At 56.9% G+C, this 21722-nt stretch carries 20 protein-coding genes; 7 read left to right on the top strand and 13 right to left on the bottom strand.

Annotation, left to right across the window (positions count from 1 at the left end):
- Window positions 1-732: penicillin acylase family protein (locus ABJF76_RS04785; RefSeq protein WP_413822523.1), on the bottom strand; the 732-nt coding region annotated here is incomplete at its 3' end.
- Between the two features lie 105 nt (window positions 733-837).
- On the opposite strand from ABJF76_RS04785, the gene ABJF76_RS04780 reads away from it, so the two are divergent.
- Window positions 838-1710: an NAD(P)-dependent oxidoreductase gene (locus tag ABJF76_RS04780; protein WP_413821492.1), complete on the top strand. Its 873-nt coding sequence runs from the start codon at window positions 838-840 to the stop codon at window positions 1708-1710.
- A gap of 198 nt (window positions 1711-1908) precedes the next feature.
- On the opposite strand, the gene ABJF76_RS04775 is transcribed toward ABJF76_RS04780, so the two are convergent.
- On the bottom strand, window positions 1909-2475 hold the full coding sequence (locus ABJF76_RS04775; protein WP_413821493.1) for a YSC84-related protein: 567 nt from the start codon (window positions 2473-2475) through the stop codon (window positions 1909-1911).
- A gap of 130 nt (window positions 2476-2605) precedes the next feature.
- Window positions 2606-3607, bottom strand: coding sequence for a porphobilinogen synthase (gene hemB, locus ABJF76_RS04770; RefSeq protein WP_413821494.1), 1002 nt, complete (start codon window positions 3605-3607; stop codon window positions 2606-2608).
- Window positions 3608-3807: 200 nt separating this feature from the next.
- On the opposite strand from hemB, the gene ABJF76_RS04765 reads away from it, so the two are divergent.
- Window positions 3808-4335: a component of SufBCD complex gene (locus ABJF76_RS04765; protein ID WP_413821604.1), complete on the top strand. Its 528-nt coding sequence runs from the start codon at window positions 3808-3810 to the stop codon at window positions 4333-4335.
- A gap of 55 nt (window positions 4336-4390) precedes the next feature.
- Window positions 4391-7849, top strand: a complete 3459-nt coding sequence (gene mfd / locus ABJF76_RS04760) for a transcription-repair coupling factor (protein WP_413821495.1) — start codon at window positions 4391-4393, stop codon at window positions 7847-7849.
- A gap of 103 nt (window positions 7850-7952) precedes the next feature.
- Here the strand turns inward: mfd and ABJF76_RS04755 are convergent, their stop codons facing one another.
- The 3 genes from ABJF76_RS04755 to ABJF76_RS04745 all read right to left on the bottom strand — a co-directional run bounded on the left by ABJF76_RS04755 (window position 7953) and on the right by ABJF76_RS04745 (window position 11452).
- Window positions 7953-9161, bottom strand: a complete 1209-nt coding sequence (locus ABJF76_RS04755; RefSeq protein ID WP_413821496.1) for a multidrug effflux MFS transporter — start codon at window positions 9159-9161, stop codon at window positions 7953-7955.
- A 121-nt stretch (window positions 9162-9282) separates the two neighbouring features.
- A complete protein-coding gene (locus tag ABJF76_RS04750; protein WP_413821497.1) occupies window positions 9283-9927 on the bottom strand; it encodes a DsbA family oxidoreductase in 645 nt (214 codons plus the stop codon).
- A 1-nt stretch (window position 9928) separates the two neighbouring features.
- Window positions 9929-11452, bottom strand: a complete 1524-nt coding sequence (locus tag ABJF76_RS04745; protein WP_413821498.1) for a class I adenylate-forming enzyme family protein — start codon at window positions 11450-11452, stop codon at window positions 9929-9931.
- A gap of 64 nt (window positions 11453-11516) precedes the next feature.
- Between ABJF76_RS04745 and ABJF76_RS04740 the strand changes: the two genes are divergently transcribed.
- Window positions 11517-12140: a helix-turn-helix domain-containing protein gene (locus ABJF76_RS04740; protein ID WP_413821499.1), complete on the top strand. Its 624-nt coding sequence runs from the start codon at window positions 11517-11519 to the stop codon at window positions 12138-12140.
- 7 nt (window positions 12141-12147) lie between these two features.
- Here the strand turns inward: ABJF76_RS04740 and ABJF76_RS04735 are convergent, their stop codons facing one another.
- The 5 genes from ABJF76_RS04735 to ABJF76_RS04715 form a co-directional block, all read right to left on the bottom strand.
- Window positions 12148-12804: an aquaporin gene (locus tag ABJF76_RS04735; RefSeq protein WP_413821500.1), complete on the bottom strand. Its 657-nt coding sequence runs from the start codon at window positions 12802-12804 to the stop codon at window positions 12148-12150.
- Between the two features lie 4 nt (window positions 12805-12808).
- Window positions 12809-14638, bottom strand: a complete 1830-nt coding sequence (locus tag ABJF76_RS04730) for an extracellular solute-binding protein (RefSeq protein WP_413822522.1) — start codon at window positions 14636-14638, stop codon at window positions 12809-12811.
- 350 nt (window positions 14639-14988) lie between these two features.
- Window positions 14989-15741 carry a DUF502 domain-containing protein gene (locus ABJF76_RS04725; RefSeq protein WP_413821502.1) on the bottom strand — a complete coding sequence of 251 codons (753 nt, stop codon included), beginning with the start codon at window positions 15739-15741 and terminating at the stop codon, window positions 14989-14991.
- 82 nt (window positions 15742-15823) lie between these two features.
- Window positions 15824-16735 (bottom strand): pseudouridine-5'-phosphate glycosidase, encoded by a 912-nt coding sequence (locus tag ABJF76_RS04720; RefSeq protein ID WP_413821503.1) that lies wholly within the window; start codon window positions 16733-16735, stop codon window positions 15824-15826.
- Window positions 16732-17625, bottom strand: coding sequence for a PfkB family carbohydrate kinase (locus tag ABJF76_RS04715; protein ID WP_413821504.1), 894 nt, complete (start codon window positions 17623-17625; stop codon window positions 16732-16734). The genes ABJF76_RS04720 and ABJF76_RS04715 overlap by 4 nt, the downstream gene beginning before the upstream one ends.
- A gap of 144 nt (window positions 17626-17769) precedes the next feature.
- On the opposite strand from ABJF76_RS04715, the gene rpiB reads away from it, so the two are divergent.
- The gene (rpiB, locus tag ABJF76_RS04710; RefSeq protein WP_413821505.1) at window positions 17770-18207 is read left to right on the top strand and encodes a ribose 5-phosphate isomerase B; all 438 of its coding nucleotides are present in this window, start codon (window positions 17770-17772) and stop codon (window positions 18205-18207) included.
- A 6-nt stretch (window positions 18208-18213) separates the two neighbouring features.
- On the opposite strand, the gene ABJF76_RS04705 is transcribed toward rpiB, so the two are convergent.
- Window positions 18214-19014 carry a DUF4198 domain-containing protein gene (locus ABJF76_RS04705; RefSeq protein WP_413821506.1) on the bottom strand — a complete coding sequence of 267 codons (801 nt, stop codon included), beginning with the start codon at window positions 19012-19014 and terminating at the stop codon, window positions 18214-18216.
- On the opposite strand from ABJF76_RS04705, the gene ABJF76_RS04700 reads away from it, so the two are divergent.
- On the top strand, window positions 19013-20206 hold the full coding sequence (locus ABJF76_RS04700) for a HupE/UreJ family protein (protein ID WP_413821507.1): 1194 nt from the start codon (window positions 19013-19015) through the stop codon (window positions 20204-20206). The two genes, ABJF76_RS04705 and ABJF76_RS04700, sit on opposite strands and share 2 nt — an antisense overlap.
- A 24-nt stretch (window positions 20207-20230) precedes the next feature.
- Here ABJF76_RS04700 and ABJF76_RS04695 read toward each other — a convergent pair whose 3' ends face one another.
- A complete protein-coding gene (locus tag ABJF76_RS04695; RefSeq protein ID WP_413821508.1) occupies window positions 20231-20845 on the bottom strand; it encodes a thiamine phosphate synthase in 615 nt (204 codons plus the stop codon).
- A 137-nt stretch (window positions 20846-20982) separates the two neighbouring features.
- Between ABJF76_RS04695 and ABJF76_RS04690 the strand changes: the two genes are divergently transcribed.
- Window positions 20983-21711, top strand: a complete 729-nt coding sequence (locus tag ABJF76_RS04690; RefSeq protein WP_413821509.1) for an RNA methyltransferase — start codon at window positions 20983-20985, stop codon at window positions 21709-21711.
- Window positions 21712-21722 lie beyond the last annotated feature (11 nt).

The raw sequence follows: 21722 nt of genomic DNA, 5'->3' as shown, positions 1-21722 counted from the left end.
GTCAATATCGGCAAAAGACCGCGGCACGCCGGGCACAAGTGCGGCGTATTTCGGTAGGTTTGCCACACCGGGGCCAGGCACATCGGGCAAGATGTCGGCCAAACGCGCCGGATCATCTAACGCCAGTGACATACGGGCACGCAAGATTTCTTCGTTCATGTGGCTGGACAGTTGCAAGCCCATCAACTTGGCAATGGCCAAGCTGTCTGCGGGCCGCCACGGAGCCAGAGCGGTTTTGAACAAAAACATCTCGGGGGCACCACGCCCCAGCGCCTCGGCGTTGATTTGGTCAAGGCGGGCGTTGACGCCAGCGGCATATGCCTCAAGCGCTGCGCGGGTTGTTGGATCTTGGGCCTCGACCGATTGCACGGCCAGACGATAAATATCGAGCCGACGCACAAAGCTGTCGATATCAACAGTGGGCATGCCAAAAACTTCGCTCAGACGGCCCTGCGCTGTGCGGCGTTGCATCATCATCTGCCAAAGGCGGTCTTGGGCGTGGGCAAAGCCAAGCCCGTGAAACACGTCTGTGTCAGTATCGCCAAAGATGTGGGGGACATTTGCGTTATCACGCACAATTTCGACGGTATTGGAAATGCCCAACACACTGACTTCGGCGTCGTAATCCGGCAATGAGCGCGAGGCAAGGTAATAGATCATCGCCACACCTAGTACGCTCAGCACGATCAGCGCCGCTGTCAGTCGTACCAGCCATTGAAACACCACTGCCATATCCGCTGTTTGCCTCTTGTTCTGACGTGCACCCTTGGGCCAAGACTGTTAGGTAGACACAGCAAGAAGCGCAAGCCGGGGCTTGGGCAAAACGGAGTGATTTGAATGGCGAAACTTGCATTTTTGGGTCTTGGCGTGATGGGCGCGCCGATGGCGGGGCATTTGCAAAAGGCGGGCCACGATGTGACGGTGTATAACCGCACGGCTTCCAAGGCGGACGCGTGGGCCGCAACTTATGGCGGGACAGCGGCGCGCACGCCCCGCGAGGCTGCACAGGGGGCCGAGATTGTTTTGGCCTGTGTGGGCAATGATGACGATCTGCGTTCGGTCTGTGTTGGGCCTGACGGCGCTTTTGCAGGCATGGGCACTGGCACTGTGTTTGTGGATCACACGACAGTTTCGGCCACTGTCACGGCCGAACTTTATGCAGCGGCTGATGCTGTTCAGATCAGCTTTGTCGATGCACCGATTTCTGGTGGGCAGGCGGGTGCAGAGAACGCGGCCCTTTCCATTATGTGCGGCGGCGACGAGGGGGCCTATGCCCGCGCCGAGCCTGTTATGAACGTCTATGCCAAGCTGTGCCGCCAGATCGGTGCGACCGGAATGGGGCAGATGACCAAGATGTGTAACCAGATCGCAATTGCGGGTGTGGTGCAGGGCTTGTCCGAGGCGCTGCATTTTGCCGAAAAGGCAGGCCTTGATGGCCGCGCGGTGGTCGAGGTGATTTCCCAAGGTGCGGCGGGTTCGTGGCAGATGGCCAACCGTTACGAGACGATGTTGGATGATGAATTCGAGCATGGTTTTGCGGTCGATTGGATGCGCAAGGATTTGGGAATTTGTCTGGACACAGCGGATCAGAACGGCGCTAGCCTGCCGGTCACGGCACTGGTCGATCAGTTCTATAAGGATGTGCAAAAGATGGGTGGTGGGCGTTGGGATACGTCGAGCCTGTTCAAGCGCTTGAAAGCTTTGGATTAAACCAATCAGTGGCGGGTGCGTGGCCTAAGGTTCAATGCATCCGTCAATTGATTTCTGCGTTAGCTTTGTGATGTAATTTATTGAAATTAAAATTTTTAGGTTGGTTTGTGTGTTTCTAGAAAACAGGGCGTAAACCGAAGAACACTGCCAGCTGGTGAACAGCTGACGGTGTTCTTCGTCCAAATTAGGAAGACGAATTTAAGGAATAATGCGCGTGTATTTGGTGCCTTCAAGCGTGGCGCCAACCCGCAGACCTGCACGAGCAAACACCACCGCAAGGACCGGTGAAAGCGTTGATATGGTATCAGCTGTCGCGCCTTCGCCTTTGTCAGAAAAGACGTATTCGACATCTGCACCGGCTGCCCAACCTGGCGCGCGGCGGAAATCGGTCAGCGAGTCTTGGGTGGTGAAAAACAGAACGTGCGCAAATTGCTGTGCGCCGATCTGCAACCCGCCTGAACCTTTGACCAAAGAATAGTAATCTACGGTCGCGTTGTTCACCAACAATGCACCGCGCCCATAGGCCCCGCCAAACCCAATGCCTGCTTCGGTGACCAATGGCATCACCAACATCCCTGCGGACCGGCCTGCCAGTTGCTGGGTGTTGGGATAGCGTCGATACATCTCTTCGAGGGTTGCTTGAACGCGTGCGTCAATTGTTACGCTGCCCCGGCTGCCTACGCCATTGCCACATGCTGCCAACACACCTGTGCTGGCCAGCGCGCCTGCGGCGAACACGCGCCGCGACATTCTGAAATCTGTCATTTTGAACCGCCTGTACTGCTCATGTTTGTGCGCGGTTTGCCCGCGCTTGGGCAGACCATACGCCTTCAGGGGGCGGTTGTCACTATTAGGCGGGGGTTTGGCGGGTTTCTGCTTTAAGCCCCGTGATTTTTCACACAGAGCGTAAGGCACGCGCAGCGGCAGGGGCAAAATAGGTCAGTATCCCGTCACAGCCCGCCCGTTTGAACGCCATCAAGCTTTCCAACATCACACGGTCTTCGTCGATCCAATCGTTTTGAGCGGCCGCCTTGATCATGCTGTATTCGCCAGACACCTGATAGGCGAAGGTCGGCGCGCCAAACGTGTCACGCGCCCGGCGGCAGATATCAAGGTAGGGTAGGCCGGGTTTGACCATGATCATATCAGCACCTTCAGCCAAATCACGTTCGATCAGCCGCATCGCCTCGTCCGTATTGCCCGGGTCCATCTGATAGGTCTTTTTGTCACCGGTCAGTGCGCCCGATGCGCCGACAGCATCGCGGAACGGCCCATAAAAGGCGGAAGCATATTTCGCCGCATAGCTTAAGATCATCACATTGTGATGGCCCGCGGTTTCAAGTGCGGCGCGCATTGCGCCAATTCGTCCGTCCATCATGTCAGACGGGCCAATAATGTCCGCGCCCGCATCCGCTTGGGACAAGGTCATTTTTACCAAGGCTTCAATGGTGCGGTCGTTGACGATTTCGCCATTCTCAACAAAACCGTCGTGGCCGTTTATGTTATATGTATCAAGGGCCACATCGGTCATCACGGCGATCTCGGGCACGGCTGCTTTGATCGCACGAATGGCGCGGTTTGCGTGGTTGTTTGGATCCCACGCGCCTGCGCAATCTTCGGTACGTTCTTCGATGCCGGTGTAGGGAAAGATGCAGATCGCCCGGATGCCTAGATCGGCGGCCTCGCGCGCCGCTTCGACCACTTTGTCGACAGAACGGCGATACACACCGGGCATCGATGGGATGGGTTCTTTGATGCCTTCGCCGCTGCGTACAAAGACTGGCCAGATGAAATCATCTACCGTCAACGTATTTTGACGCACAAGGCTGCGGATCGCAGGTGTCGCGCGGGTGCGGCGCAGGCGGGTGGCAGGAAAGGGGGCTTGGGTCGGGCGCATATCTTAGTCCGGTCTGTTTCGAGGCATGGGTGGCATGAAAGGACGGGGCTGGCAAGTTAGCAGCGTGCGGCCATGCTGTGACGTCTGTGCATATGGTATCACATTTTGCATCGCCCAAGCCTAGGCAGCGCTACGCGTGCAGGTTAAGAGGGTCGTCAACAATGACGGGCAGGACCCGCAAACAGGCAGCAGGACAGCGCGTGGACTGGTACGACACTATCTTTGAGTTGATCGACATGCGATCTTTCTCGAACCTTTGGTTCTGGATCGCGCTTGCTGTCGTTTGGTCCACGGCAAGCCACTGGGTTTTGGGCGTGCCTTTTGACATGGTGGCGCGCGCGCGGCGCTATGGTGAACAGGCCGAAACCGACCTTGAAGACCTTGTTCGGATCAACACCAACCGATTGCTGTTTATCAACAATGTCTCAGGCATTTGGGCGCTGGGATTTACTTGCTTCTTCCTGACCGGATTGGCGATTTTAGGCTTTGTTTATAGTGTTGAAATTGCGCAAGCCGTGTTTTTGCTGGGGTTTCCTATGTCGCTTGTGGGCGCATTGAGCCTCATTACGGCGCGCGCCATTCAGGCCGAGTCTGCCACGGGCGAAGTGTTATGGAAGCGTTTGTCGCGCCTCCGCATCTATGTTCAGGCCATCGGAATGGTGTCGATCTTTGTGACGGCCCTGTGGGGGATGTATCAAAACATGTCCGTGGGCCCCTTCGGCGGTTGACACCCCGCGTTTATGCCCCAATTGAAGAGGCCTGTTTCCCAACCTCAGCGAGCCCATGAGCCAATCTGACCACATCACCGTTTCGGGTGCGCCCGAAGGCTTTGACGCCAAGTTGATCCTTGACGAAGTTGCCGCACGTGGCCCTGTGGTCCATGTGGCGCGTGACGACAAGCGGTTGGCAGCAATGCAGGCGGCGTTGCGCTTTTTTGCACCTGACATGCCGGTGTTTGTGTTTCCGGGGTGGGATTGTCTGCCTTATGACCGTGTGTCGCCCAATGCCGATATTTCAGCGCAACGCATGGCGACGCTGGCGGCACTCGTGCACGAGACTCCAAAACAGTTTGTGCTGTTGACCACTTTGAATGCAGCGACACAGCGCGTGCCTGCGCGCGATCTTTTGCGCGAAGCGGCGTTTAAAGCGTCGGTCGGCGGGCGTGTGGATGAAAGTGCGCTGCGTCATTTTCTTGTGCGTATGGGATTTGTGCAAAGCCCGACAGTGATGGAACCGGGTGATTATGCCGTGCGTGGGGGCATCATCGATATCTATCCGCCGGGTGATATGGGCCCTGTGCGTCTTGATCTGTTCGGTGATGTGTTGGACGGCGCGCGCCGTTTCGATCCGGCCACGCAGCGCACCACAGAAAAGTTGGATGTGGTGGAATTGGCGCCCGTGTCCGAAGTGATCTTGGATGAGGCCGCAGTCACACGGTTTCGCCAGAACTATCGGTTGGAATTTGGCGCAGCGGGCACCGATGATCCGTTGTACGAAGCGATCAGTGCCGGTCGGAAACACCAAGGGGCCGAACATTGGCTGGCCTTCTTTCATGACCGCCTTGAAACCTTGTTTGACTATCTGCCTCAGGCGACAATTTCGCTAGATGAACAAGCCACTCCGTCGCGTCTGGCACGATGGGAAAGCATCGCGGATCAATACGAGACGCGGCGTTTAGCAATGACGCATCGCTCAAAGATGGATTCGGTTTATAAACCCGCGCCACCCGAAGGGTTGTATCTGGACGAAGCCGCCTGGGACGCTGCGGTTCGGGCGTCGCGCGTGTTGCAGCTCGGGGCTCTTCCGCAGGCCACGGGCCTTGGTGTCACGGATGCAGGCGGGCGGATAGGGCGCAATTTCTCACCCGAGCGCCAACAGGAAACTGTAAGCCTTTTTGGGGCTTTGGCGACACATATTAAGGCAAAACTTGACGACGGCCCCGTGGTGGTTGCCAGCTATTCAGATGGCGCGCGCGAACGTCTGACAGGATTGATTGAAGACGAAGGACTGGCCGAAGTTATCCCAATCACGGACGCCACGCGCATCGGCAAGCGCGGGCTGCATCTGGTGGTGTGGGCGTTGGAACATGGGTTCGAAGCCCCCGGCCTGACGGTGATTTCCGAACAGGACGTTCTTGGCGATCGCTTGATCCGGTCGCCCAAACGCAAACGCCGGGCCGAGAATTTCCTGACCGAAACGCAATCGCTGACGCCCGGCGATTTGGTGGTGCACGTGGATCACGGCGTTGGGCGCTATCAGGGCATGGAGGTGGTCACAGCCGCCGGGGCCGCACATGAATGCCTGCTTTTGGAATACGCTGAACGTTCAAAACTGTTTTTGCCGGTCGAAAATATAGAATTGCTGTCCAAATACGGCCACGAAGAGGGGCTGTTGGATCGACTGGGTGGTGGTGCGTGGCAATCCAAGAAGGCCAAGCTAAAAGAACGCATCCGCGAGATGGCGGACAAGTTGATCCGTATCGCGGCCGAACGCGCGTTGCGCAAGGCCCCCGTGCTTGAGCCGCCCCCGGGCATGTGGGACGCATTTTCGGCGCGCTTTCCTTATGATGAAACCGACGATCAACTGAGTGCCATTGGCGCAGTTGTTGACGATCTGACCAGTGGTGCGCCAATGGACCGGCTGGTGTGCGGCGATGTGGGCTTTGGTAAAACCGAAGTGGCGATGCGCGCCGCCTTTGTTGCGGCGATGTCGGGCGTGCAAGTGGCGGTCATTGCGCCGACGACCTTGTTGGCGCGTCAGCACTACAAAAGCTTTGCAGAACGCTTTCGCGGCTTTCCGATACATGTGCGCCAACTAAGCCGCTTTGTGTCAACTAAAGACGCATCCGCCGCACGCGATGAAATGGCGCGCGGTACGGCCGATATTGTCATCGGCACCCATGCGTTGTTGGCAAAAAACACCAAATTTCAAAACCTTGGTCTGTTGGTCATCGATGAAGAACAAAAATTTGGGGTGACCCACAAAGAGCGCCTAAAACAAATGCGCAGTGATGTGCATGTGCTGACGCTGACAGCGACGCCGATTCCGCGCACGCTGCAACTGTCCTTAACGGGTGTGCGCGATCTGTCGATCATCGGGACGCCGCCTGTGGATCGATTGGCGATCCGGACCTATGTGTCTGAATTCGATACAGTTACGATCCGAGAGGCGCTTTTGCGCGAACACTATCGCGGCGGGCAGTCTTTTTATGTGGTGCCGCGCGTGTCGGATTTGCCCGAGATTGAGGCTTTCCTGAAGGAACAACTGCCTGAACTGACCTATGTGGTGGCGCATGGTCAGATGGCGGCGGGCGAGCTTGATGACCGGATGAATGCGTTTTACGACGGCAAATTTGATGTATTGTTGGCCACGACGATTGTGGAAAGTGGTCTTGATATCCCGACGGCGAACACGATGATCGTGCACCGTGCAGATATGTTCGGGCTGTCACAGCTTTATCAAATCCGCGGACGGGTGGGGCGCAGTAAAACACGCGCCTATGCGTATCTGACGACCAAACCGCGCGCCAAGTTGACGGCGATGGCGGAAAAAAGACTGCGTGTTTTGGGCAGCCTCGACAGCCTTGGGGCCGGATTCACGCTGGCATCGCAAGATTTGGATATTCGCGGGGCTGGGAATTTGCTGGGCGAAGAACAGTCGGGCCAAATGCGCGATGTGGGGTTTGAGCTGTATCAATCCATGTTGGAAGAAGCGATTTCCAAGATTAAATCCGGCCAACTGGAAGGTTTGAGCGAAGAAGATGGCCAATGGGCGCCGCAGATCAATTTGGGCGTGCCTGTTCTGATTCCTGAGGCTTATGTGCCGGATTTGGATGTGCGGTTGGGCCTGTATCGGCGTTTGTCTGGGTTGACGACCAAGGTGGAACTGGAAGGGTTTGCAGCCGAGTTGATCGACCGCTTTGGTGCGTTGCCGCGCGAGGTGAACACGTTGATGTTGGTCGTGCGTATCAAAGCGATGTGTAAGCGGGCCGGGATTGCCAAGCTGGACGGAGGGCCCAAGGGGGCGACGATTCAGTTTCACAATGACAAGTTTGCAGCGCCCGAGGGGCTCGTTGCCTTTATCCATGACCAACGAGGGTTGGCGAAGGTGAAGGACAACAAGATCGTGGTACGGCGCGATTGGAAGAAAGACAGCGATAAGATCAAAGGCGCCTTTGCCATCGCGCGTGATCTTGCAGAAAAGATCATCGAGAAGAAAAAGAAAACACGGGCCAGTTCGTAAACCAGAGACCGACACGGTCTCTGGTTGTTTTCCGACACGGAAAATCGGCGTGCCTTATGGGAAATCATGTCGATTTCCGTCCGGTTTTTGGGTCAAAGACCGATTAGTCGGCCACTTCAGCCCGGCGCATGGATTGCATCAAAACAGATGCGAGCAGACAGACGAACAAGACAACTGAAACCAAAGGCATCGGAGTGCCATCAAAAAGCAGCCCAATGGGTGAGGCGAGCGCCGCCCCCAAAATGGTAGAGACCGCGCCAATCACAGAGGCCGCCATACCGGCAATATGCCCCATCGGCTCCATCGCAATGGCGTTCAGGTTGGCCACTGTCAGCCCGCCTTGAAACATCACGCCCCACTGCCAAAAAATGTAAAAGGCGAACAAATGTGGCAGGTCCGCCAGCATCCAAAGAACAAAAACGGCTGAAACAAGCACCTGCGCGCTTAACGCCCACGTCACTAGGCGGCGCATACCGTAGCGGCCAACCATTGTCGCGTTCAATAGGCTTGATACGCCCGACAGCATTGCAATCGCTCCGAACCAAATCGGAAAGCTGTCGGCGCGCTCAAAGGTGACATCAAAGATGGGTTGGACCATCATCAGGACGCAAAACAAGATCATGAGCATCAAGGTCTGCACAAAGATCGACAAGCGAACGGTGGGGTTGGCGAACATTTGACGCACCGCATCCCACATCAAAGACAACCGCAAAGGTCGGCGTCTGTCCGCTGGCAATGTCTCGGTGATGCGGGTGCCGAACCACACTAAAACGATCGCGCCAAAGATCAAAAAGGTTGGAAAAATTGCGCGCCAACCGAACGCCTCCATGATCAATGATCCAACCAGCGGTGCCACAGCAGGCACCAGCAAAAACACCATCATCGTCAAGGACAGGATGCTTGCCATCGTGCGTCCACTGTAAAGGTCGCGAATGATGGCCGCCGAGACGATGCGTGGTCCTGCCGCGCCAACCCCCTGCAACACACGCGCTGCCAGCATCAGCTCAAGCGTGGGGGCAATCCAACTTAGCACGGCGCCAAGCGCATAGATTGCAAGCCCGACGTAAACCAATGGCTTGCGCCCAAAGGCGTCCGACAAAGGCCCCGCAAAAAATGTGCCCGCCCCCATGCCAATAACAAAAAAGGTAATGACCAAAGCGGCTTGGGCGACACCTTCATGTGCAATTTCTTGTGCTATTTGCGGCAGCGAAGGCAGCATTGCGTCGATTGAGAATGCGACTGTTGCAAACATCAAAGCCATCAACGCAATGAATTCGACCTTACTTATCTTCTGCCCTTCAGGCTTGGTCACTCTTTACGTGCTCCGCTTTGACGACGCTAAATGGCGTCATTAAGGATGAGCCGGTCAGAGGATGCAAGAACCAAAGGTTGTATTTTTGAGTTTTAAAAGTTTTGTGATTGCTGGAATCCGTTTACGCCGCACCCGCGCGCAATTCCGAGATAACTTGCGCCCAAAGTTCAGGTGGTTGCGCGCCGGGTACTGCGTGTTGGCCGGCCACGATGAAGGTCGGAACTGAATTGATTCCCATCTGGCGGCTGTGTGTGTCGCGCGCCGAGATGTCTTCACGATCCGCATCCGACGCAAGAAGCCGACGCACAAGGGCGGCGTCCATCTCGATCCCGTCGGCGATATCTGCCAGTACGTCGACATCCCCAATATCGCGGGTGTCTACGAAATAGGCTTTGAACAACGAAGATACAGCAGCAGTCTGTTTGCCTTCAATGCCGGCCCAGTGGATCAAACGATGCGCATCCAAAGTGTTGGGCGTGCGTTCGATCCCGGCAAAATCAATCTTGAGCCCGATTTTTTCGGCATGTTCCACAATAGGCGCATAGGCGCGCACAGCACCGTCTTTGCCGCCAAACTTACCTTCAAGATAGTCCCGCCGCCCCATGCCTGCGCTTGGCATAGTTGGGTTCAGTTGAAAGGGGTGCCATTCGATTTCAAACGGGTGATCTGGGTGTTCGGTCAATGCGCGGTCCAGATGGGCCTTGCCGATGTAACACCACGGGCAGATCGGGTCAGACATGATGTCGAGCTTTACAGTATCAGGCATATCAGGGGCTTTCTGTGTCTTTAGGCCAAAACAGATGCAGGCGGCGGCGCAGCAGTTTGCCATTGGCACCGAGCGGCATCTTATCAACGTGAATGTAGGCGCGCGGGTGTTTGTAATCCGCTAACTTGGGTTCGACATAAGCACGTAAATGCGTTTCGTCCAGTGGACCTGCGCCGGAATAAAAGGCGGCGATGATCCACACGCCTGATTTGACTTCGATCTGTGTGACCCCGACGGATGTGACGCCGGGTGCCCCGACAATGGCGGCCTCAACCTCAAGCGGCGACACACGATATCCGCCGGCATTCATCATGTCGTCTTTGCGACCCAAATAAGTGATCTGCCCGTCTTTGCCCATTTGGCCGATATCACCTGTGACAAACCAGTCCCCAGTAAATCGCGTTTGCGTCGCTTTGGGATCATTCAAATACCCCAGCATCAAGCCGGGGTCGGTTTTGTGCACGGCGATTGTGCCAGAAACGCCGGGTGCCACAGGGCCATCCTTGCCTAAAATAGCAATGCGTCGTCCTGGTTGTGCCTGCCCAATGACGTGCGGGGCGCAGGGGGCGTTGGGGCTGGATGAAATAAAGGTAGAACATTCCGACATGCCGTAGGCTTCGAATATGGGGCGTTTCGTGGCGGCAATCCACTTGGCGTGGGTGTGCGATGGCAGTTTTTCACCAGCGCTCAACCCGTGACGCAGGTGCGGCAGTGGGGGCAAAGTGCTGCGCGTTAACATCTGGCGATAAACCCCCGGAGCCGCTGCAAAAATCGTTGCTTTGTGTTGTGCGATCAATGCCCCAATGTCCTTTGGCCGGGTGCCGGGCCTTGGGATCAACGCCGATGCGCCAACGCTCCAGGGATCCATGAGGCCCGTGCCCAACGTGTATGTCCAATTGAACGCACCTGCATGCATCATCACATCATTTGACGTGATGCCATACCAACCTTGATGCATCATCCGGCGTGCCCAAATGGCACGGTGCGCATGCGCCACGGCGCGCGGCAAACCTGAGGTGCCAGATGTATAGACAATATACCCCAAACGCTCGGGATCGCCCATATGCCAAGGGGCAGGCGGCAGATCGCGTAGTGCGCGCAACGTTGCCACACCCATTTCCGGAGCGCCCCCGGCCGAAGCGACATCTGGGTCGCGCAAAATTATGCGAGGGCGCAATTCGGCAACGATCCGTGCGACCTCAACCGATGTGAGTGCGGCGGATGTTGGCACAGGGACCAATCCAACGGCCAAAGCGCCCAAATAGGCGATGGGAAAGTCCATAGTATTGCCCAAGCGCATTAGAATGATGTCGCCCGGCACACATCCGGCTTGCAAAAAACCAGCGCCAGTTCCACGCACCGCCGCCGACAATTGGGCGTAGGTCAACGACTGCTCAACCTCGGAGGAAACGACACTGATCGCCACCTTGTCTGGCACGGTTTCAGCATGTGACAGCACATAGGCGGCCATATTAAAGGGCGCAGGGCAGAGTGGCGGTACCTTGGGATCATTTAAGCAGGTCATTCAAGATCGCTAAGGTGGTAAGGGCGACGTTGCAAGCATGCCTGTCGCGGCCTATAGATTTGCAATGACTGGAAAAGACCCAAAATCCCTGATCGAAATCGCCCGCGCAACAGGCACAGACGATATGCCCGAACCGCTGGACCTTGGCGCGCGCGTGCGCCAGTTGCGCAAGGCGCGTGACTGGACGCTTGAACAGGCCGCAGGGCAGGCGGGGCTTGCCCGTTCGACCCTGTCCAAGATCGAAAACGGCCAGATGTCGCCCACTTATGAGGCATTGAAAAAGCTGGCTGTGGGCTTGGAAATTTCGGTGCCACAACTGTTTACGCCGCCTGAAAAGGGACAGGTCAATGGCCGCATGGCTGTGACCAAATCCGGCACCGGCAATGCGCAGGCGACTGTGACCTACGAACATGAACTGCTGGCCGAGGCGCTCACCAAGAAAACCATGTTGCCTTACCGCGCGCGTGTGCGGGCGCGGTCTATGGATGAATTTGACGGTTGGGTGCGCCACGACGGTGAAGAATTCTTGTACGTTTTGACCGGCGTCGTGCGTCTGTACACCGAATTTTACGAACCGGTTGAAATGCGTCGTGGCGACAGCGCCTATTATGACGCCACGATGGGGCACAATGTGGTGTCTGTCAGTGACGAAGACGCGCTGATCCTTTGGGTCACGTCATTGGCATAAACGGGCTTTACTTGCCGGGTCGCAAAACACTTGCAAAAAACACGTGAGCAAGGGCGACTGCAACCAATTGGGCGGCAATAAACCCTGCGATGTGACCGGGGTAAATACCTGCAAACGTGTCAGAAAACCCGCGCGCCAACGTGACGGCGGGGTTTGCAAAGCTGGTCGATGACGTGAACCAATAGGCCCCGGTAATATAGAGGGCGACCAACGTGGGCACGGTCTCTGGGCGGGATTTCAAGCCACCAAAGATCACAAACAACAGCCCCCAAGTGGCCAGAATTTCGCTAAACCATTGCGCGCCGCCTGTCCGGTGCAGGGTGGTCGAAGTTTGCAAAATCGCCAGATCGAACATCGCGTGCGCTGCCCAAACTCCGATCACAGCGCCGATCACTTGTGCCGCCATATAAGATACCGCATCACGTGCCGCGATGTCTTTGCGCAAGAAAAAGGCCAGCGTAACGGCCGGGTTGAAATGCGCACCGGATACGGGCCCAAGTACGGTGATGATCACGTAAAGCATACAGCCCGTCGCAATCGCATTGGCCAGCAAGGTGATCGCCGCGTTGCCGTCTGCAAGTGCCGCGCCCATAACCCCCGACCCAATGACCGAGATCAGCAACATTGCCGTGCCAGCGGCCTCGGCCAACAGTTTTAAACGCATGGGATTACTCTTCATACCACCAGAATTGCGGCATCCAATCCGCGCCATCGCCATAGAGCGGGATCACATCGGGGAAATGCACTTCCTTAACATGTGCAACGCGACCGGTGGTGAATTGCCAGAACGGCACAACATAGCGCCCCGAAATCAGCAGACGATCCAAGGCGCGGGTGGCGGCAAGGCTTTCGTCAGCGGTGCGCGCCGTCAGCATGGCATCAATCATTGCATCAATCGCCGGGTCGGCAGCACCCATCAAGTTGGGCGTGCCTTCGGTGTCTGCGGCTTCTGATCCCCAATAGAAGTACTGTTCATTCCCGGGGCTCAGCGACATAGCGCGGCGGTGATAGGTCATGTCAAAATCAAACGCGCCAGTGCGGGCGGTGAATTGCGCGCCGTCGACCATTTCGGATTTAACATCGATGCCCAAGCCAGACAGCGCTTGCGTATACAGATCAGCAATCGCGCGATCTTCGGTGCGTTGCTGGTTGAGCAGAATAGTAAAGGTCATCGCCTCGCCATTTGCGTTGCGCAGCTTACCGTCTTTCGTGGTCCAACCTGCGTCTTCGAACAGGCCCAAGGCGCGGCGCAATCCTGCGCGATTGCGCAATGAGCCGTCGCTTTGGGGTAGGGTATAGCCCTCTAAAACTCCGGGTAACAGCGTGTCTTTGAAGGGGGCGAGCAGGTCAGCCACGGCACCTTTGGCGGGGCCGGGCTGCATCGATAAGGGCGAGTTGGAAAAATACGAGGTGATGCGCGGCTGCGCGCCGCCTGTCAGCGTGTCGTTGATATATTCAAAGTTGAACGCCGTGATGAGTGCCTCGCGCACACGCCAGTCGTCAAAGGGCGCGCGGCGGGTGTTCATCACAAAGCCCGTGATGCCCGATGGCTTTTTGTGCGCGATTTCAGATTGCACGATCTCGCCCGAGGTGGCGCGCGGGAAGTCATAGCCGTTGGCCCATTTTTCCGCGTTAAATTCGCGGATGGCCGAGACATCACCAGCCTTGAAGGCCTCAAATTCCACATCGCCGTCGCCGTAAAAATCGATGGTGATTTCATCAAAATTAAAGGTGCCGCGCATAAAGGGTAGATCCTTGCCCCAATAATCAGGGTTGCGGGTCAACACCACGTCGCGCGCGGCCTCGTAATCGCTGACTACATATGCGCCTGATCCGATGGGGACGTCAGCAAGGGCGGCGTCGGCAAAGGATTTGCCTTCCCATTGCGCCTTTTGCAGAATTGGGCGCATGCCTGCCAGCAGGGCCAATTCGCGGTTGTCGGTGTTAAAGGTGAACCGGATTGTGGCCGGGCCAACTTGTTCAAGGCTTTCGATTTGTCCCCAAAGTGAGCGGTAGCGGCCATGCCCTTCAGTGCCGAGCGTCTCGTAGGACCACAGCACATCTTCGACCGTGACCGGGCTGCCATCAGAGAATCGGGCCTCGGGGCGCAGGGTAAATTCCACCCAAGACCGGTCGTCCGGTACCTCAATCGATTCGGCCAGCAGCCCATAAAGCGCAAACGGTTCGCCTCGATTACGCCCCATCAGGCTTTCATGTGTTAAGAAACGCAGCTGCCAGGGCACGTTGCCTTTTTGGATGTACGGGTTCAGCGAATCATAGCTGCCGGTATTTGCCAAGGTTAAGGCACCACCTTTGGGTGCATCGCGATTCGCGTGCGGAAGAGCCACAAAATCAGGTGGTAGGGCAGGTTGCCCATACATAGCTATGCCATGCTGTGGCTCTGCTTGTGCCTGATTTACGCCCGGGCCAACGGCCAAGAGAATCGCACTAATCGCGGCAAAATTTACCCGCTTAAATTGGAAATAATCCCACGCCATTTCGTCAACAATCCCTGATAACCCTTGTTTTGTTAAGCATAGCGGGCCTCGGACAGTTCTGCATTATCAAACTTTTACCTTGGACTCTTTGCGCGGTATTGCGTATAACAACATCACTGCTCGATAGGTTTCTTGCCTGTATGAAACCTGCCTCAATAACTTAACGCCAGCTTCGTGCTGGCGTTTTTTTTGGCCGTAAATGATGTCATGCAGTGATCAAGTTCGAAGGGCGCACAGGTTTGGATGGTCACGCAATGTGGCGCATTATTTCAGCACCACAGGCCATGCACCCGGATCCTGTTAACAATTCAGTAAGATTATGAATACGGCGCCAAGTGCGGCGCGCGGCGTCACTCTGCGTCGACAGGTTGCGACGGGTCTTTGCCGTTCGGGTACACAAGCCCTGCCGAAATCACCAGCTTTGCCGCATCCTCGACTGTCATATCCAGCGGCATTACGTCCTCGGCGGGCACGAACAGCAAGAAACCCGATGTCGGGTTTGGCGTGGTCGGAAGAAACACGCTAAGCATCTCGCCTGTGTTGCCGCCTTTGGCGCTGATTTCGCCCTTGGCCGTGGTCGAAATGAAGCCAATCGCCCAAATACCTTTGCGCGGGTATTCGATCAAACAGGCCTTTTCGAACGAGCTTTCGGTCTGCGCAAAGACGGTTTCTGAAATTTGTTTGATCCCGGAATAGATCGATCGCACGACGGGCGTGCGTTCCACCAGGCTTTCGGCCCAGCGGATCATCGACCGCCCGATGTACCCTTTGGCGATCCAACCGATAAAGATGGTGAATACAAAGAATACAATCACCCCCACGCCGCGCACATTAATGCGGATGCGCTCGGGGTTTGCGATTTCTATACCGTTTTCTGTGATCGTGCGCGGATTGCCCCACCAATAGTTAATGATGGATTCGGGGTGCCATGCGTTTGGCACCAGAGGCCACACAAAGCCATCAACCCAGCCAATGACGCTCCAAACCAGCCAAACGGTCAATCCGACAGGCGCAATCACCACCAATCCGGTCAGGAATGACGCACGCAGGCGTGCCAGCAGTCCGGGGCGGCGGGGTGTTTCAGGTTCGAAGGGCGTTTTCATCGATCATCCGGAGTTTGAGTCTAGGTGTAGGTAGGGTAACAGGCCCGCCACTACAATGTTCTGCGCCCGATTGTCAGGCATCCTATGAAAGAGTGCCCAATTCCGTGGCTATTTCTGCTGCTAACCGGGCATTGTTGCGAACCAGTGCAATGTTGGCGGTTAATGAACGCCCTTCGGTCAGTTCAAAGATGCGTTGCAGCAGGTAGGGGGTGACGCCTTTGCCCGTGATGTTATGGGTTGCGGCGTCTTGTGTGGCGCGCGCGATGATGGGGGCAAGGGTGGCGCGGTCGATTTCGGCTTCGGTTGGAATCGGGTTTGCGATTAGCTGCCCGCCGGGAATTCCCATCGCGATGCGTTGGGCGTGGGCCGCGGCGATGGCGTGGGCACTGTCCATGCGCAGTGGCGCGGGCAGGCCAGAACTGCGCGACCAAAAGGCCGGCATATCGTCTCGGCCAAAGGCAATGACGGGCACGCCTTGGGTTTCCAACACTTCCAGTGTTTTGGGGATATCAAGGATCGCCTTGGCGCCCGCTGCAACAACCGTGACAGGGGTTTGCGCCAGTTCCAACAGATCGGCTGAGATGTCAAAACTGCCTTCGGCCCCTTTGTGCACACCGCCAATGCCGCCTGTGGCAAAAACGTGAATACCCGCAAGGCGCGCGGCAATCATGGTGGCCGCGACAGTGGTCGCCCCGGTGCCACCGGTGGCGATGCAGGCCGCCATATCCGCGCGGCTTAGCTTGGCCACATCGCGTGCTTGCGCCAGTGTTTCAAGCTGCGTGTCGCTTAATCCGACGTGCAAAGTACCATCCATAACAGCCATGGTTGCAGGCTCGGCCCCGGCTGCACGCACGTCTGCCTCGACCTGCCGTGCGACCTCAAGGTTTTGTGGATAGGGCATACCATGTGTAATGATCGTGCTTTCGAGCGCGACAATCGGTGTGCCATTGGCTTGCGCTGCGGCAATGGCGGGCGAGGGGGTGTAAAGGGTCATTGCGGTCCTTGTCCTGATACATAGATGGCAGCGGCTTTAAGTGCGCTGTGTAAGGCGTCATCACGAGATGCGCCGCCCAAAGCGGCGGCAATGTGTGCGGCCATAAATGTGTCGCCAGCCCCGGTGACACGGGTGGCCACGACCTGCGGTGGGCGCGCGCTTATGATGTCATCACCCATGGCCTCAGCCGCGATCCCGCTGCCATCGGTGACCAACACCCGTGCCGCGCCGCGATTGATCAAGGCATGTGCGCCTTCGATTGCCGTTTTAAAGGTGCTTTGACACAGCAATCCGGCCTCTTCGAGGTTCACATAAAGTGTGCCGCGTCCGTGGGTTAGGAAGGGTTCCAACCGTTCGGCCTTGCCCGGTGATGCAGGGGCGACGCGCAAATCGGCGTGGGCCAGCAGCGGGCTGGTTGCAATTTCGCGCAGCAATTCGATGGTCAGATTGCCATCAAGCGCAACAATCCCAGCAAAGGGCGCATCCTTTGTGGCCAGCATCCCATCCTGAAGTGGGCGCAAGATGTTCGCGCCTGCTTTTTCCAAGGAATGCGCGTCGGCAATGGCTGCGATCACGCCGTTGGCGCCTTCAACCGCCATATAACGATCAGTGGGTAGATCATGTTCGCGGTAAAGCGTGTCCGTGATCATGCCCCGTGCCGCACAAGCAGCTACCAAGTCGTCACCTTCCGGATCCTGACCAACGGCACTTAGCAATGCAGGCGTCAGGCCAAAGCGTGCGCAAGTCATGGCGATGTTTAACGCGACACCGCCGGGCAGGCGAGTGATATGCCCGGCCACGTCGCTGCCTTGGCGCATATCGACTGATGCGCGCCCGATTACGTCCCAAAGAACCGATCCGATACATAGAATGTCAGCAGTTTTATTCATTGCGTATCTCTGCCGGGCCGGGCGGCAAGAGGCAAGGGCGCGCGCATGCGACACTGTGTAAGAAAACAATGCAAGAAAACAAATTGACGCCCGCGCGCGCACCTGTTCCAAAGCGACAAAGCCAAGGATCCAAGGACAAAACCAATGACCACCCGCATCGTGCTTTCAAGCGACCACGCCGCTATCGATTTACGCCAAGCTGTAGCTGCGCATGCCGAAAAGGCAGGATTTGAAGTGGTCGACATCGGCCCCACCACACCCGAAAGCACACATTACCCCAAACACGGGCAAGCGGCTGCGCAGCGCGTGGCTTCGGGCGATTGCGCGTTAGGGATTATCCTTTGCGGCACTGGGCAGGGCATCATGATGGCCGCCAACAAGGTCAAAGGCATCCGTTGCGGCGTGTGTTCTGATACGTTTTCGGCCGCGATGATCCGACAGCACAATGACGCCAACATGCTGGCGCTTGGGGCGCGGGTTGTAGGCGAAGGGCTGGCGCTTGAGATCGTAGATGCGTTCTTGGTGGCGACCTTTGAGGGCGGGCGTCACGGAACGCGCGTCGATATGATCGAAGCGGTTTAAAGCGCGCTAGCGCGGCACCGCAAAGGTTAATGCGGCCCAAAACGTATCCCACACGGCTTTCTCGTCGTCCTTGATGGGTTCAAGCACCACGGCATCAAACAGATAGCTATGACCGGGTTTAACCGGAACCGTGGCAATGCCATCGGCGTTTGTGCGGTGCAAAGTTATGGTCACGTCCCCTTCTAGTGGGCGATCAAACACTTCGACTTGCGCATCAGGGCGCGGTGCGCCGTCCAGCAGCACTTGCACGCGCATCATGCCATCGAACCCAGTTTCATATGGATTGGTCAGCGCCACAAATTCAGTCTTGAGCCCAACGGCTTGGTCCGTGCCTTGCCCATCGCCCACGGCAAACAATGCCTTGGCATGGCGCGTGTAACGTTCTTTGAACGGGACGTCGGGAAACCCGTTGGCTTTGTGGCGCGCCTCGATGTCGGGGAAGTCTTTGTGATCTGCGAATTTCGTAAATTTTGCCCATTCTTTGTAGGTCACAAAGGACGGCGTGGTCTCATAGACGACACTGATCAACCCGTCGTCAGGGGCAGGCACATTAAGCGCGGGGCGATCGCCCAAGCGGGCTTCTACGGGCATAACGTCGCCGTCTTGTACGATGTCAAAGCGGCTAAAGCTGCGTGGGAAATAGGACAATGTCGTGCCTTCAAAGTTCTGCCCGTTCTTGAGGTTGGCCACAATGTCGTCGGTTGAACCCACTTGATAGCTTTCAGCATCGATCCAGAACTCATGTGCGGTTGCACTGCCCGCCCAAATCGCGCACCAAACACACAAGAGAAAACGAGGAAGTGTCATGTTGAAAACCTTTTGTTCCGGGATGCAGAAGCTGCGCCTTTGGATGATTATGTCAAGCGTTTGGCTTACTTTCGCAAGTGGTGCAGCGCTTGCACACGAAGTTGTGCCCGCCATTGCGGACATCAGCGTCAGCGACGGTGTTGTGCGGATCGAGATCGACGTGAATGTCGAAGCGCAGCTTTCGGGGATCGATCTGGATGCGATTTCAGATACGGATGAAGCCGAAAACGCAAGCGATTACGATGATTTACGCGCTTTGCCTGCTGAGGATATTGCAGCGCGCGTCGCAGATCTTGTTGCCACTTGGAACGGGACACCACTGGTTGCCTCAGCAGGCGCGCCTGTGGTTCTGACACTGGACAGCGTGACCGTTCCAGATGTGGCGGACGGCGAATTGCCGCGCATTTCTGAACTGGTGATGGCGGGATCACTGGCCAGCGGCGCGTCAGAGATTGAAGTCACGTGGCCTGCGGGCGCGGGCAACCTGTTGCTGCGCCAACAAGGTGTCGAGGAGCCGTTTACAGGCCTGGTTCCCGGTGGTGCAAAGTCGGGTGCAATCGCTGTGGGTGGCGGTGATGCAGCGACGCCGTTGCAGGCCTTCGGCAGCTATATTCCCGTTGGTTTTGATCACATCCTGCCGCAAGGTTTGGATCATATCCTGTTTGTTTTGGGCCTGTTCTTTTTGTCGACGCGATTTGGGCCGCTGTTGTGGCAGGTCAGTGCCTTTACGCTGGCGCATACGGTGACGTTGGCCCTTGGGGTTTTGGGTGTGGTGTCGGTACCGGGCAGCATTGTTGAGCCGTTGATTGCGGCCTCGATTGTGTATGTGGCGGTTGAGAACATCTTTGCCCGCGGTTTAACGCGTTGGCGCCCGGTGGTGATCTTTGGATTTGGATTGCTGCATGGGCTTGGGTTTGCCTCTGTGCTGGGCGATTTTGGGCTGCCAGACGGGCAGGTTGTGCCGGCATTGATTGGCTTCAATGTTGGGGTCGAGTTGGGTCAGCTGACGGTAATTGCGATGGCAGCGCTTGCCTTGTGGTTGGGGTGTTTGGCGGCGAAGGCGGCCAAGCTGACCGGGGTCGAAGAACTGGTCAGCGAATACCCGGTCATGTTCCGTGCTTGGTCGATCACGGGATCGCTGATTATCGCAGCGATTGCCGTTTATTGGGTGATCGAACGTACATTGTTGTAAGGGATGGCGGGGGACACCCCCGCCTTACTTTAAGGCCGCCGTTAGGGTCGCAAGGGCGGCAACCGGATCGTCACTGTTCCAGATTTCTTCCCCGATGCCAAAGAAGTCTGTGACAGGGGCAAGGCGCGTAACGATGTCTTGTGTTAGGCCGCCTTCGGCCACCACGGGCACTTCGACCACGTCGGACCACCATTGGAATAGATCGTCTGTAGCGGTTTCTTCGTCAGCGATTCCGGTGATCGGGCCAAAGGCAACGTAATCAGCGCCGGCTTCGCCGGCCGACAACCCATCATGGCGTGAGGCGGCGCAGTAGCTGCCGACAATCGCGTCGGGTCCCAACGCTTTGCGCGCATCGCGTACTGATTTTTTGGAGCTGCTGAGGTGCACCCCATCAAGGCCCAAGCGTTCAGCGATACCTGCGTGATCTGCGACCACAATCGCGACATCGCGCGCATGTGTTACGGCACGGCACGCGTCGGCAGCCCGCGCGATTGTGTCTTCGTCGTAGGTAGATAGCGCCAGACGCAGGCATGCGATGTCGTTGGCATCAAGCACGGCGGCGAGTTGGTCTGGAAACGTCGACAGCTCAAGTACAGGCGGCGTCAGGAGGTAAAGTTGCGGCTGCTCGGTGTCACTCATTGCATGTGTCCTTCGTGGCGTTTGCGCGACCTTTACTGGATTGCTGCGCGAAAGAAAACGTTGATGCCTGCGGCGCGAGTATTTGTTGGAACAATGAAGGGATTGTCGTGCATATGCGTCTTGGGGTAGGGGCAGGCATGACACCGACCTTTGTACTGACACGGCCCCAGATGGGCGAGAATATTGGGGCTGCGGCCCGCGCTATGTTGAATTTTGGCGTGGATCGCATGCGTATTGTGGATCCGCGCGATGGTTGGCCAAATCAGGCGGCGGTGGCGATGGCCAGCGGTGCGGGCCGTGTTTTGGATGGGGCATCCGTGCATGGTGATCTGGCGGGGGCTGTGGCGGATTGCACCTATGTCTATGCCACCACAGCCCGCCAGCGCGATTTGACGAAAGAGGTGTTAAGCCCCGAAGAGGCGATGCGTGATGCCGCGCGCCGTATTGCTGAGGGTGGCCATGTGGCAGTGTTGTTTGGACCAGAACGAGCGGGTCTTGAGAACGAAGATCTTGTGCAGGCTAATGCGCTGATCTCGGTTCCTGTTAATCCTGAGTTTCCTTCGCTGAACTTGGCGCAATGTGTGCTTTTGGTAGGGTACGAGTGGATGCGCGCCGCTGGTGATATCACGCCGCGCAGCACTGAGATGGCGGGCACAGAATGGGCCAATGGTGACGAGGTCGAGCATTTGGCCCGTCACTTTGAGGAACGATTGGATGATGCGGGGTTTTTCTTTCCTGAACATAAGGCCGCAAGCATGAAGGTAAACCTGCGCAATATGTGGAGCCGCATGCCGCTGACGCGCGCCGATGTACAGGCTTTGCATGGCATGCTGCGTCAGATGGTCCGCTGGGCAACGCGCGGCTGACGCTGGACGTC

It is taken from the genome of Tateyamaria sp. (assembly GCF_039940735.1).
Taxonomy (GTDB): domain Bacteria; phylum Pseudomonadota; class Alphaproteobacteria; order Rhodobacterales; family Rhodobacteraceae; genus Tateyamaria.
Note: the sequence above shows the minus strand (reverse complement) of the source record. Positions and strands in the feature narration are given on the sequence as shown.

Excerpts from the sequence above, each read along its gene's own strand:
- rpiB (WP_413821505.1), top strand. The coding sequence starts at position 17,770 with ATGACCACCCGCATCGTGCTTTCAAGCGACCACGCCGCTATCGATTTA.
- ABJF76_RS04730 (WP_413822522.1), bottom strand. The coding sequence starts at position 14,638 with ATGGCGTGGGATTATTTCCAATTTAAGCGGGTAAATTTTGCCGCGATT.
- ABJF76_RS04725 (WP_413821502.1), bottom strand. The coding sequence starts at position 15,741 with ATGAAAACGCCCTTCGAACCTGAAACACCCCGCCGCCCCGGACTGCTG.
- ABJF76_RS04780 (WP_413821492.1), top strand. The coding sequence starts at position 838 with ATGGCGAAACTTGCATTTTTGGGTCTTGGCGTGATGGGCGCGCCGATG.
- ABJF76_RS04775 (WP_413821493.1), bottom strand. The coding sequence starts at position 2,475 with ATGACAGATTTCAGAATGTCGCGGCGCGTGTTCGCCGCAGGCGCGCTG.
- ABJF76_RS04740 (WP_413821499.1), top strand. The coding sequence starts at position 11,517 with ATGACTGGAAAAGACCCAAAATCCCTGATCGAAATCGCCCGCGCAACA.
- ABJF76_RS04715 (WP_413821504.1), bottom strand. The coding sequence starts at position 17,625 with ATGAATAAAACTGCTGACATTCTATGTATCGGATCGGTTCTTTGGGAC.
- ABJF76_RS04705 (WP_413821506.1), bottom strand. The coding sequence starts at position 19,014 with ATGACACTTCCTCGTTTTCTCTTGTGTGTTTGGTGCGCGATTTGGGCG.
- ABJF76_RS04720 (WP_413821503.1), bottom strand. The coding sequence starts at position 16,735 with ATGACCCTTTACACCCCCTCGCCCGCCATTGCCGCAGCGCAAGCCAAT.
- ABJF76_RS04750 (WP_413821497.1), bottom strand. The coding sequence starts at position 9,927 with ATGCCTGATACTGTAAAGCTCGACATCATGTCTGACCCGATCTGCCCG.
- hemB (WP_413821494.1), bottom strand. The coding sequence starts at position 3,607 with ATGCGCCCGACCCAAGCCCCCTTTCCTGCCACCCGCCTGCGCCGCACC.
- ABJF76_RS04745 (WP_413821498.1), bottom strand. The coding sequence starts at position 11,452 with ATGACCTGCTTAAATGATCCCAAGGTACCGCCACTCTGCCCTGCGCCC.
- ABJF76_RS04690 (WP_413821509.1), top strand. The coding sequence starts at position 20,983 with ATGACACCGACCTTTGTACTGACACGGCCCCAGATGGGCGAGAATATT.
- ABJF76_RS04700 (WP_413821507.1), top strand. The coding sequence starts at position 19,013 with ATGTTGAAAACCTTTTGTTCCGGGATGCAGAAGCTGCGCCTTTGGATG.
- mfd (WP_413821495.1), top strand. The coding sequence starts at position 4,391 with ATGAGCCAATCTGACCACATCACCGTTTCGGGTGCGCCCGAAGGCTTT.
- ABJF76_RS04695 (WP_413821508.1), bottom strand. The coding sequence starts at position 20,845 with ATGAGTGACACCGAGCAGCCGCAACTTTACCTCCTGACGCCGCCTGTA.
- ABJF76_RS04735 (WP_413821500.1), bottom strand. The coding sequence starts at position 12,804 with ATGCGTTTAAAACTGTTGGCCGAGGCCGCTGGCACGGCAATGTTGCTG.